Raw genomic sequence first — 12618 nt, 5'->3', positions numbered from 1 at the left:
CGCTCTCAGGGCTCCTGCCCTTCGCGGCGACGAGTTCGGTATTATACGCTCCCCCGCCGCGGCGCGGGCGGGAAACCATCCCGCACACAGGATGCCGACAACTCCGGCACGGTAAAGCGGGGGGATGCGGAGCAGGAGGTGGGCCCCGACCTGGCGCTTCGCCCCGGTCCGGATGCGGGGCCGTCCCGCGGTCCCGGCGCTTCGCCTCGGCTCATACATAGGCGCAACCGCACCAAAGGGCCCAGGCGCGCAAGCGCCGGGCCTTCCGGTGCGGCCGATTCGGCCGCACGCATTCAACCGCCTATATATAGGCAGGGCGATCTTTGCCCGCCTTCGGGCCGGGAGCCCCCCGCCTTCGTCATGCAAGCGGCGCTTCCCCCAATCGCCGGCTTTCCCCTGTTCGCCTTCGCCGAGCCTCTCGCGGAGCGAATGCCGGCGCGCGCCGCCTGGCCCCGCTGCGCGGCGCGCGCTTCCCGAAAAAGAAAGACGGCCGCCTCCGGGCCCGCCCGCCTTCCGCGCGGGCCGCCCCTCAGCGACCGTCCCTGGTCGATTATCTATGTCGGAGGGTTTCCATCATTTCGATATTGAAGAAGCTTAGGTGCGACCGCCTATTCGAATACCCAAGCATTTCCACCGCGCCTGGTCCTACACATGCACGCCGAAGCACCCCTGGCCTCGTTCTAAAACCAAAGAAGAGAGCTGCCAACGCAGCCCCTTCTTAAAACCTTATATATGTTGGCAATCTTACGCGAGCTTGAAGAACTTCTTCTTACCAACCTGAACCTCAGCACCCTTCAAGGATTCAGGAGCGAGATTATACGACTTCGCAGCAAGCGCCTCGCCGTTTACGCGAACCGCGCCCTCGTCGATAAGACGACGTGCGGCCGAAACGCTCTGCGCAGCACCAGCGTCGACAATGACCTTCGCAAAATAGACCATACCATCTTCGCCCGGCGTAAGGTCGGCATCAAAGACAGGAGCATCGGCCGGGAAGCCATGAGCCTTGAACTTCAAGTCGAAATCGGCCTCGGCGGCCTCGGCGGCGGCTTCGTCATAGTAGGCAGCAACGATATTGCGAGCCAATGCGCGCTTCACTTTGTTGGGATGAAGCTCGTCAGCAGCAAGGCCCGCCTCGATCTCGTCGATCTTAGCGACGCTCTCGGTCGAAGCGAGGCGATAGTACTTCACCATGAGTTCGTCAGGGATGTTCATAACCTTGCCGAACATATCGTTAGGCTCATCGGTCAGACCAATATAGTTGCCGTAGCTCTTCGACATCTTACGCACGCCGTCGGTGCCCTCGAGGAGCGGAAGGGTGAGAGCAACCTGCGGCTCCATGCCCATCTTCTCCATGAGCTCACGGCCGGCAAGCAAGTTGAACAGCTGATCGGAGCCACCAATTTCGACGTCAGCTTTGATAACGACCGAGTCGTATGCCTGCATAACGGGATACAGGAACTCGTGCAGCGCGATGGGCAAACCGCCCGTGTAACGCTTATGGAAGTCATCGCGCTCAAGAATGCGGGCAACCGTGAAGTTGCTAATGAGCTTGAGCAGGTCTTCCATCTTCAAATCAAGAATCCACTCAGAGTTGTAGCGAAGCGTGGTTTTCTCCGGATCGAGAATTTTGAACGCCTGATCAACGTAAGTTTGCGCGTTCGCTGCAATTTGCTCGCGCGTAAGCTGCGGACGAGTGGAATTGCGGCCCGAAGGGTCGCCGATAAGGGCGGTGCCGTCGCCAATAATGAGCGTGACATGATGGCCCAAATCTTGGAATTGACGGAGCTTGCGCAACGGAACGGCGTGGCCAAGATGGATATCAGGTGCCGTAGGGTCAACGCCAAGCTTGATATTCAAGGCGGTGCCACGCTTGAGTTTTTCGAGCAACAAGTCCTGCGGAACGATAGTGTCGGTACCGGACTGAATAATGTGGAGCTGTTCTTCGGGAGTTATCGAACTCATCCCCTTCGACTATCGCGGATACTAAAAGAGGCGAACACTCTCGTGCTCGCCTCTTGTGAATTCTGGTGGAGCCTAGGGGGATCGAACCCCTGACCTCATGGCTGCCAGCCATGCGCTCTCCCAGCTGAGCTAAGGCCCCGTGTGCGCTTCGTCTATTCAAGGCGCGTTTATATATTATACGCGTCCCTTAATACAGGTCAAGCGACAATTTTAAGAAAAACTGGCTACTCCGCAGCTTCCTCGCCCTTGGCATGCTCGGGCAGGGACTCGAGCGCATCGATAATCGGCTTGAGGGCCCCCTTGACATCGTAAGCGGGAATGTTGCCCGCATCGACAAGCGACGCGACGGCCGGATCCATGGGCAACGTGGCGTAAGCGGGAATGCTGTACCTCTTCGCCACTTCCTCACCCTGGGGTTCACCGAAAATATAATGGCGTTTGTGGCACTCGTCGCACTCAAAGTAGGCCATGTTCTCGACGAGACCGAGCACGCTCACGCCCATTTCCTGAGCAAGATTCACCGCTTTGCCGACGATCATGCCGACAAGTTCCTGCGGAGCAGAAACGGTAACGATGCCGTCGAGGGGCATCTGCTGGAACACCGTAAGCAGCGTATCGCTCGTGCCCGGAGGCATGTCGATAAGCAAATAATCAAGATCGCCCCAATTAACCTGATTAAAGAATTGGGTCAGGATGCCCGTAACCACGGGACCGCGCCATGCAACAGGCATGTCATCTTGCGGAAGCAGCAGATTGGTGGAAATGATTTTCACGCCTTCAGCGCCAATGCCAGGATTCATGCCATTCTGATCGGCGCAAAGCGGTCCCTTCGCGCCAAAGGCCTTCGGAATAGAAGGACCAGTGACGTCAGCATCCATGATGCCGACCTTCTTGCCTGCACGCATGAGCTCAGAGGCAAGCAAGCACGTAACCGACGTTTTGCCCACGCCGCCCTTGCCACTCACAACACCGATAACTTTCTTAAAGCTTGACACCGAATTGGGAGCAAGCTTCGAGGGCGCCGTACGCTCCCCGCACGATGCAGAACACGAGCCGCAATCATGCGAGCATGTATCGGGAGTTTGGTTCGTAGTATCGTCGGCCATTTCTTCCTTCTTTCTTCAGGTTGCCGCCGGCATCGCCCAATCCCGTTTAACCCCGCTGAGACGGAATGCCGACATGTATGCTTCGTTGCGATAATAGCACTTTATTCCCGAAATAGAATAACGCCAGCCGTTGTCGGCTGGCGTTACTGAAGCAGTTGATGTCATTTAAGTTTATTTGGTCACGCTACCCAGCAGCGCCGGTTCCACCCGTACCGCCCGCTGTCCCTGATCCAGGTGTCGAGGACGACCCTGGGTCGGGAGTAGTAGTGCCACCTCCCGTGGTACCTCCCGGGGTTTCACCAGCAGCACCTCCCGGCGTTTCGCCCGTAGCGCCACCCGTGGTACCTCCCGGCGTTTCGCCAGCGGTGCCTCCCGCGGTTTCACCCGGAGTTTCTTCGGGAGTTTCCTCGGTAGTCTCCTCAGTCGCTTCCTCTTCCTTCTTCTCCTCGTCCTCATCCTCGTCTTCGGACTTGCCGCCGCCCTTATATGCGGAATTGTAGTTCGGAGCGGAAGCCGACTTGAAATCTTCGTTCGGCTGGCCCTGCAGGCATGCGCTTATGAGGTCGCGCCAAATCTCTTGGCACCACGTGTTCGTTTCAAGCTGAACGCTGTTGTCACGCGAACCCGTCCATACAGCGCAAGAGAGTTGCGGAGTGTAACCGACGAACCACAAATCGTGCCAATCGTCGGTCGTACCCGTTTTGCCGGCAGCGATTTGACCCGAAGGCAAAGCCGCGGCATTCGCGGTGCCATACGAAGCGTTGTAGATAACGCCCTCGAGCACCTGGGTTACTGCATATGCCACGGAGTCGGTAATGACCTGCTTGCCCTCAACACCAGCGGTATTGTCGACGAGCACGTTGCCAGACCTATCGGTCACCTTCATGATGCCCGTGGGGTCGCGATGCACGCCACCTGCGGCAAACGTTCCATAAGCACCTGCCATTTGGGTGGTGTTGGCGTTATAAACGCCAAGGGTAATCGTTGGGGCGGTGCCAAGGTTGTCGCCGTCAAGACCAAGACGCTCAGCCACCGATTTCACCGATTCGGGAGTAACGCCACTCGACGTGTCGGTAATGAGGCGCATGAAGCCCGTGTTCGACGAAACGGCAGTCATGTTCGCGATGGAGAGATTGCCGTAGTTCTGCTTGCCGTAGTTGTAGATTTTCGCGCCGTTGACTTCTACCGGGCCGTTGCAATTCATGTACGTCGTTTGCGGATTGATGCCCTTTTCGATGGCATCGGTAACCGTAAACGCCTTGAATGTCGAGCCCGTTTGCGTGCCCGATTTGCTCGTGGCGATGTTGTACTGGTCGGCATCGTAATCTTTGCCGCCGATCATGGCTTTGATAAAGCCCGTATTGGGGTCGACGAGCGTGAGCGCGAATTCCTGATTGCTGGCCGCAAGGCGCCCGGAATCGTACTGCTTCTGCACGGCGGCTTCGGCGTAGCCCTGCATTTCAGGATCGATGGTGGTCACAATTTGCAAACCGCCTTGGAAGACCTGCTCATGATCGTACGTCTCAAGAATTTGGTCGCGCACATAGCTGGTGAAGTACTTATAGAGGTACACGCCATTCGTGCCGGTTTCCTCTTGAACGTTGAGGTTCAGGTCCTCGGCCTTCGCCGCGTCATATTCCTCTTGGGTGATAACGCCATTGGTGAGCATGCGCGAAAGCACCACATTGCGACGATCGAGTGCGTTATCGGGGTTGACGACCGGGTTGTACATCGTGGGCGAATTCGGAATGCCGATGAGCGTCGCGGCCTGAGCAATCGTAAGGTCGCTCGCATTCACCGAGTAATAATGCTTCGCCGCAGCCTGGATACCATAGCAGTTGTCGCCATAGTTGATGGTGTTCAAATACATCATCAAAATCTGGTCTTTGGAGTAAATCTGCTCCATCTCTTCGGCGAGCGTCATCTCGCGAACCTTGCGCTTGATGGAAATCTCGTTCATCTCGGAAGACAAGATGGTGTTGCGCACATACTGCTGCGTGATGGTGGAAGCTCCCTCTTGGCCGCCAGCGAGATTCACGAACACCGCGCGGACAATACCCTGCAAGTCGACGCCGCCATGGTCGTAGAAGCGCTCGTCTTCCGTCGCGACCGTTCCCTTGAGCACGTAGGGGCTCACTTGGTCGATTGTGACGGGCTCGCGTTTCTCCATGTACAACTCGGCCAGCACGGTAGTGCCGTCGTTGGCGTAGATGGTAGACTGTTCCGGCAAGTCGAAAGCAGTCGTATTCTGCACACTGGGCAAATCGGCGCACCAGTCATCTATCAAGGACATAACTCCCTGATAGCAGCCGTAGCCGACCAGCCCGATGCCGGCCAGAACAATGATGATGGCCCAGAGGCCTGCGTGTGCGCGTTTTTCGCGCTGTTTTCTCCGTGGTTTCATACTGTGCAACGATACCCGAAAGCGATACTATTCGCAAAGTTTTACACGAAGACGATTGGACTTTTTACATGATGAACCCATACAGGCATATGGAACTTCTCGCCCCCGCAGGCTCTATGACGTGTTTGCATGCCGCGGTGGCGGCCGGAGCCGATGCGGTGTACTTGGGTTGCGATGCGTTCAATGCCCGCCGCAGCGCAGACAACTTCACCCTTGACGACCTGGCGCGCGCGTGCGATTTCGCTCACCTGCGCGGGGTTCGCGTGTACCTCACGCTCAATATCGCGATTATGCCCGACGAGGCCTCGGCGGCACTTGAACTTGCCCGCCAGGCATGGCGACGTGGCGTAGACGCCCTTATCGTGCAAGATATCGGACTCGCCGCCGAAGTGAGGCACACGCTGCCCGATGCGCGCCTGCATATCTCTACGCAGATGAACACGCACAACATCGACGGCGTGCGGGCGGCGGCGGAATTCGGCGCCGAACGCGTAACGCTGGCGCGCGAGCTGAGCTGCGCCGAACTCGCCGAAGTAACCGAAGAGGCGCACAGCCTGAATATGGAAACCGAGTGCTTCGCGCACGGCGCCCTGTGCATTTGCTATTCGGGGCAATGCCTTATGAGCTCCATGATCGGCGGACGCTCCGCGAACCGAGGCACCTGCGCGCAGGCATGCCGCCTTCCCTACACCCTTCGAGACGAGGACTCCGACACAGAGCTTTCGGCACCGGGCGACCGCCTGCTTTCCCCGAAAGACCTCTGCACCATCGACATGCTCCCCAAACTCGCGGAAACGGGCGTCGACAGCCTGAAAATCGAGGGCCGCATGAAATCGCCCGAATACGTATTCGCCGTGGTGGCGGCCTATCGCGCGGCAATTGACCGCTTGGCATGCGCCATCGACGAAGGCACGCCTCTTGAAGAAGCGGGCGCGACCGAGGAAGAGCATCGCGCGCTTTCCGAGGCCTTCAGCCGCGGATTCACCGAAGCCTATCTTTCCCGCCGCCGCGGAAACGACATCATGGGCTATGGCCGCCCGAACAACCGTGGCGTTTTCGCCGGACGCGTTGCGAAGGCGAAGGGCCGCGAGGTTGCCGTGGAGTCCCAAACCGAGCTGCATGAAGGCGACGTGTTGGAATTTTGGACCAATAAGGGCCATTTCGCCTCAACGCTTGAGGCGTTTGAGCGCAAAGGCGACATGTATTACTTCGAAATCGACGGCCGCGTGGGCAAAGGCGATCGCGTGTTCCGCGTTCGCGACGCTTCCATGGCATTCCACGACGACGATTTTGAGCCTCGCCTTCCCGCACGCATGCGCGTCGTGGCCCATATCGGCGAGCCTTTGCGCTTTGTGGCAGAATGCGCCGGCGTGAAAGCCTCTTTCGAGGGCGCAACGGTGGAGGCGGCCCGCACGAAGGCCATTACCCCCGAAGAAGTGCGCGAACACGTTGACCGGCTGGGCAATACGCCGTTTTTCCTTACGGACCTCGATGTCGATGTCGACGAAGGCGTGGGCATGGGCTTTTCGGCTTTGCACAAAGCGCGCACGCAGGCGCTGAAGATGCTCGCCGAAGCCATGCTCGATCCGTGGCGCGATCGCATTATCGAAAAAACCGAGAAGCCTGAACACGGCCGCCCCATGCCGAAACCGACCGCCGATGACGCGTGCGTCGTAGCGTTCGCCACGAATCCCGCATGCGCGCGCGCCGCCAAAAAAGCCGGCGCCGATGTGGTGTTCGTCGCCGCCCTGAACTATCGTCGCGGCGAAGCATGCTGCGAGGGCCGCATCGTCGATGAGGAGCAGGCGGGATACCCCGGCCGCTGCGCGATCGCCCTGCCCGTGGTGGACAAGCTCCCTATGAACAGCGAGGAAGACGTCGACTTGTGGAAGTGGGCGAAACCTGAAAAACCGCTGTTCGTCGAGAACCTCGGCCAACTCGTGCGCGGCGCGAACATGGGCTCGCTTGTTGAAGTGGGACCGCACCTGCCCATCACGAATGCCGCCTCGCTTTCCGTCGCAGCCGCCCTGGGAGCTCGCCGCGTATGGCTCTCCCCAGAGCTTTCCTTGAAACAAATCGCTGAGCTCGGCAAAAATTCACCCGTCGAACTGGGCATTGTGGTTTGCGGCAACCAGGAACTCATGACCTGCGAGCACTGCCTGCTCATGAGCCAGGGCGCATGCAACCAGAAGTGTTCGCAATGCGAACGACGCACCCACGCGCACACGCTGCTCGATCGCAAGGGCTATCGTTTCCCCGTGGTAACCGACTGCTTTGGCCGCAGCCACCTCTACAACGCCGTGCGCTTCGATGCCGCACACGTGATTGACGAGCTTATCGACGCGGGCGTTTCGGCCTTCATGATCGACACAACGCTCATGAGCGCCAACGAAGCCGGCAAGGCTACCTCCCGAGTCGTGCGCGCCATCGAAGCCGCCAAGCGTGGCACGAACGTCGCAAAGGCGGAAGGCTGCACGACGGGACACTTGTTCAGAGGCGTGCAATAAGCGCCCCGTACGAAGTTCCGTAACCTCGCAGTTCACCTCAAATGCTGCCCGCGTTTCCCCAAAACGGAAACGTGGGCTTTTTTATTGGCCGCCCGCCAAAAATGGGAGAAACGCGTGAACGTTTCAACAAAAACAAGGGGATTTCAAACGATTGCCGCAGCGTCCATACGAGGAAATCGCCTGGAATTCAGCCGCAACGAGCGGCAATGCGGCACCAAAACGCGAGGAAAAGCACGGGGAACGGGCAAGGATTGGGCAAGGTTTCGCCTCTAGCATAGGCATGCGCCCGCAGCGACGCAGACCGCAGCAATCGATTAGGAGGCGACCATGCCTACGTCCCTTTGTCCGCCCTATATCCCCCATGCGCCCTTTTCGCGCCGATCATTTTTCGCCCTTGCCGCCACGGCTGCATCATATGCCGCATTGGGCCCTGTAGCCTTCGAAGGCGCACCGTTAGACCACGCCAGCCAACACCATCTTTTCCGCCAAGCCTGGGCGACAGAAATCCGAAACCCGCAGAGCACAATCGAAGATATCCTGGGCGCCACGAGATGCGCGCTCGACGAGCTGAAGGCGCACGAATACGATTCGTACTACCTGGGCACCCCTTATGGCAACACCGGGCCCGACGGCGCCGGGGGCGACATTTCCACCTGGGATTGCTGGCACCCCAACGGCAAACCGAAATCAAATGGGCAGGCTTACATGAACTGCACGGGGTTCATCGTCGCAGTGCTTGAAGCATGCGGCGCCAACTGCGACCCCATAGGGTCTTATGTTGGCTCATCGGGATACAACAGAGGCAACAAATCGAACTTGTCACGTTGGATTTCCTATCTCAACGACCACTCGGAACTGCGCACGAGATACGAAAGCAAAGAAAGCATGCTCGCCAGCGGCCAGCTGTGCAAAGGCGACATCATCATTGCCGATCCGCTTGATTGGGGAGCGCCTGGCGCCGATTGCCACATTCTGTTCTTCTGGGGCGACGCGCCGAACCATGATCTGGCATGGCATTCCTCAAGCCACGCGGACGGCGTGATTGCCGGAGCGTGCCCCGGCAATATGATTTCCCAAATCACAGCAAAATGGGGCAACGTCTATTGGCTCCACGTGCCGCTCACGAACCTCATCACGCTTGCGCTTCAAAAACGCTCTGCGGAAATCTCGATCGCGACGGGCGATGAAGGCGCGCCGTTTTATTCGCTTGAGGGGGCGCAATTCAGCGTGTTCCAGCATTGCGAAAACGGCGTATGCAGCGGACTGATCACCGAATTCTCTACGAATGCACAAGGCTGCGCCGAAATTGAACTTACTCCAGGCCAGGGCGTGTGGATTCGGGAGGACCACGCCCCCTTGGGATTTTGCGCCTGGGATGAACCGCGGTATATGGAGGTGGGCCAGGCGGCAGGCGCGCAAACGCTTGACGATACGCCAAAAACCGTGCGCGTCGCCATCGAGAAACGAGACGTCGAAACCGGCGAGCGCGCCCAAGGACACGCCTCACTCTCGGGAGCGCTCTTCGAGCTCGTCGATTCGCGGGGAAACTCCTATACCGCAGAAAGCACGTGGCTCGAAACCGAAGCTGGCGGCGCGTGGATTGCGGAATTTCCCGAAATCGCGCGCGGAGCTGTTCGCGTTCGTGAGGTTTCAGCGCCGAAGGGCTACGCCGTCGCGCCGCTTCCGCATGCGGATGCCGATGGATGGATGGCCCTCGACTTAGCGCCCGAAAGCGATGAACCCTGCACAACCGTAGCCCTGACCGCATACGACCGCGTGTTTCGAGGGGACATCGAAGGCGCGAAATTCTTCGAACATGAGGGCGAAAGCGACGAATCGCTCAAATCGCCCCTTGTGGGAGCAGAATTCGAAATATGGCTGCAAGACGACGGAAGCCTTGCGAACAAGGGCTACAGCGTTGCCTCCATTCTTGACGCACAAGGAAAGGCCGTCGTCTCAAACGACGGGCCGGCGCTTTTCGGTTCGCTCATGGGAACCGTCACAACAAAAAGCGACGGACGCTTCACTTCGAAGGATTTGCTTGAAAACTGGGAGCCAGAAGCCCATGGCGGACAATCGGCGCCGAGTTGCGCCCTGCCCTATGGATCGTACACCATTGTTGAAACGTATTGCCCCGACGAGGCGCTCAGACTCGTCGATCCAATCACCGATATCGAAGTGCATGCCGACGCGCACATCGTGTTCATGACGATTGAGGACCATCGCATCTACTCGCCCGTACGCGTAAAGAAGACCGATGCCGAGACGGGTAAAACCGTGCTTTCGCCAGGAACTGTCGTCGAGTTGCTTAGGCAAGACGCCAGCGGCGAATACCAACCCGTGTCATTCGAGGTGCATACGCCAAACACCGAACAGATTTCCCACTTCACGATTCCCGAGTCGGGCATGGTGCAATTCCCCGAAAGGCTCGCCTGGGGCAGCTATGCCATTCGGGAGGTTTCAACCATCGCTCCCTATCTCACGCGAAAAGAGCCCGTGTACTTCGAGGTTTCGCAGAATCACCAATGGGAGGAAAACGACATCATTGAAATAACCTTGCCCAACGAAAAGGCATATGGAGCCATCGAAGGACGCAAGATCGATATTCTGACCGGAGAGGACGTCTCGGGGGCCACCTATGAGGCACGAGCCGCAACCGACATCGTATTCCCCGACGGAACGCTTGCGCTACACAGGGACGACTTCGCGGGGAGCGCAACGAGTGATGAGTCGGGAGCGTGGACGATCGCCCCTCTGCCGCTCGGGCCAGGCACCGCGGAATACGTCGTAGTCGAAACCCTCTCGCCCGAAGGGTATAGAACCGAAACGAAGCATCACCACATAACGCTGACATGGGAAAACGACACCTGCGAAGTCGTATGCGCAGGCATCACGATTGAGGAAGAGCCAACAGGGATCGAGGTTACGAAGGTCGACGCGCAAACAGGAAAGCCCATTGCTGGGGTCGAATTCGTTTTAAGCGCGGCGGGAAGCGAAGAAGGGCACGAAGAGGAAAAGGACGAGGCACCCTCGGCTGCGGGCATTCAGGACGAGAACACTCCAGGCAGCAACGAGACTGCAATCGGCACAGACGAATCAAAAGAAAACGAACCGCCCAGCGGGGTTTTGACGAACGCAAGGAAAAGCACAGACAACGAATCCAGCGAAGCAGGCGCAGTCGACGAGGCCACCGATGCGCCCGATGAATACAAGCTCGTAACCGACGAAGAAGGCCTCGCCAAAGCCACACACCTACCAAAAGGTCGCGCATATACGCTCCGCGAAACACGTCCCCGTTTCGATTTGGGTTACGTGACAAGCGATTGGAGCAAAACACGCTTCCTTGCAAGCGACGGACGCTGGTATGAAAGCGAGAACGCCTGGATCGAAGCGCGCGATGCGGGATGCGAAGGCGAAAACGAAGGCGACGCCCTGTGGGAAGAGACCATCGAGAATGATTTCACACGCTTGGCATTTTTCAAAGTCGATGCTGAGCGCTACGAACAAGCCAGCAAAGCGCATGCCGATGACGGCAGCGCCGAGCAGGCGGCTTCGCAAGCGAAAATTGAGGGCGGAAAATTCCGTCTTGAAGATTCCCAAGGCAACCCCATTGAGCCCTGCAATGAAGGACTTGAAGCCGACGGATGGGCTGCCCAAGGGGAAACGCCAGTGGAATTCAGCCACCTGCGCGTTGGGGAAACGTATGTCCTCACTGAAGCATGCGCCCCTGAAGGGTATAAAGCCGAAGACCAAGGGCTGCGCATCGAGATTCGCGATACGCCCGAAATCGAAATCGCGATTCTAAAAAACAAGCGAATGAAGTCCCTGCCGAAAACGCTCGATTTCGCAACAAGCCTTATCGCGGGGGCGGCGGGACTCGCTTTCGCGGGAAGCGCGGCGGCAATGGCCGCATACAGCAAACGTCGATGCGAAATGGAAGCTGCACCCAAGGCCGAAGAGCACCCCTGACAGACGCAGCGTCAATCTCTCCAAGCACAAAAAGCCCCCGCGCTGCGGGGGCTTTTGGCGTTCAGCAAGAACGAATTATTTCAGAGCAGCCTTGGAGACCTCAACCAGCGCGGCAAAAGCCTCGGGGTCGTTGATGGCCATGTCGGAGAGCACCTTGCGGTCGAGCTCGACGCCAGCCTTGTGGAGGCCATTCATGAACACGGAGTAGGACACACCGTTGATACGAGCAGCAGCGTTGATGCGGGTAATCCAGAGACGACGAACCTCGCGCTTCTTGTTACGACGATCGCGGTACTGGTACTGCAGAGAGTGACGGACCTGCTCCTTCGCCTTCTTATAATGGCGAGACTTAGCTCCGTAGTAGCCCTTCGCACGAGCGAGGACAACGCGACGCTTCTTCTTAGCGGAAACAGAACGCTTAACACGTGGCATTGATAATCACTTCCTAAATCAATTAGCGGAGGCCGAGGTTGCGAGCGACAACACGCTTGTCGGACTCAGCGACAACAGTCTCTTTGCGGAAATTGCGGATACGCTTGGGGCTCTTCTTGCTCTTGATGTGGCTCTTGAAAGCCTTAGCGCGGACGATCTTGCCGGTACCGGTGACGCGGAAGCGCTTTGCGGTGCCCTTATGGGTCTTCATCTTAGGCATAATCGAAGTCCTTTCTGC

General features: G+C 58.2%; 7 protein-coding genes and 1 tRNA gene. 2 read left to right on the top strand and 6 right to left on the bottom strand.

Going from position 1 to position 12618, the window contains the following annotated elements:
- Positions 1-744: 744 nt before the first annotated feature.
- From tyrS to Q0D41_RS09370, 4 genes are all read right to left on the bottom strand, one after another.
- Positions 745-1962, bottom strand: a complete 1218-nt coding sequence (gene tyrS / locus Q0D41_RS09385) for a tyrosine--tRNA ligase (RefSeq protein WP_294378412.1) — start codon at positions 1960-1962, stop codon at positions 745-747.
- 63 nt (positions 1963-2025) lie between these two features.
- Positions 2026-2101, bottom strand: a tRNA-Ala gene (locus Q0D41_RS09380).
- 85 nt (positions 2102-2186) lie between these two features.
- Positions 2187-3068 (bottom strand): P-loop NTPase, encoded by an 882-nt coding sequence (locus tag Q0D41_RS09375; RefSeq protein WP_294378410.1) that lies wholly within the window; start codon positions 3066-3068, stop codon positions 2187-2189.
- A gap of 184 nt (positions 3069-3252) precedes the next feature.
- Positions 3253-5361: a transglycosylase domain-containing protein gene (locus tag Q0D41_RS09370; RefSeq protein ID WP_294378407.1), complete on the bottom strand. Its 2109-nt coding sequence runs from the start codon at positions 5359-5361 to the stop codon at positions 3253-3255.
- A gap of 179 nt (positions 5362-5540) precedes the next feature.
- Between Q0D41_RS09370 and Q0D41_RS09365 the strand changes: the two genes are divergently transcribed.
- Both Q0D41_RS09365 and Q0D41_RS09360 read left to right on the top strand, forming a co-directional pair.
- Positions 5541-7979: a U32 family peptidase gene (locus tag Q0D41_RS09365; protein ID WP_294378404.1), complete on the top strand. Its 2439-nt coding sequence runs from the start codon at positions 5541-5543 to the stop codon at positions 7977-7979.
- A gap of 327 nt (positions 7980-8306) precedes the next feature.
- Positions 8307-11948: a collagen binding domain-containing protein gene (locus Q0D41_RS09360; RefSeq protein WP_294378401.1), complete on the top strand. Its 3642-nt coding sequence runs from the start codon at positions 8307-8309 to the stop codon at positions 11946-11948.
- Positions 11949-12023: 75 nt separating this feature from the next.
- On the opposite strand, the gene rplT is transcribed toward Q0D41_RS09360, so the two are convergent.
- Both rplT and rpmI read right to left on the bottom strand, forming a co-directional pair.
- The gene (gene rplT, locus Q0D41_RS09355; protein WP_114616200.1) at positions 12024-12380 is read right to left on the bottom strand and encodes a 50S ribosomal protein L20; all 357 of its coding nucleotides are present in this window, start codon (positions 12378-12380) and stop codon (positions 12024-12026) included.
- Between the two features lie 22 nt (positions 12381-12402).
- A complete protein-coding gene (rpmI, locus tag Q0D41_RS09350; protein ID WP_114616199.1) occupies positions 12403-12600 on the bottom strand; it encodes a 50S ribosomal protein L35 in 198 nt (65 codons plus the stop codon).
- Positions 12601-12618: the final 18 nt, after the last annotated feature.

The organism is uncultured Slackia sp. (assembly GCF_934630525.1).
GTDB lineage: Bacteria > Actinomycetota > Coriobacteriia > Coriobacteriales > Eggerthellaceae > Slackia.
Note: the sequence above shows the minus strand (reverse complement) of the source record. Positions and strands in the feature narration are given on the sequence as shown.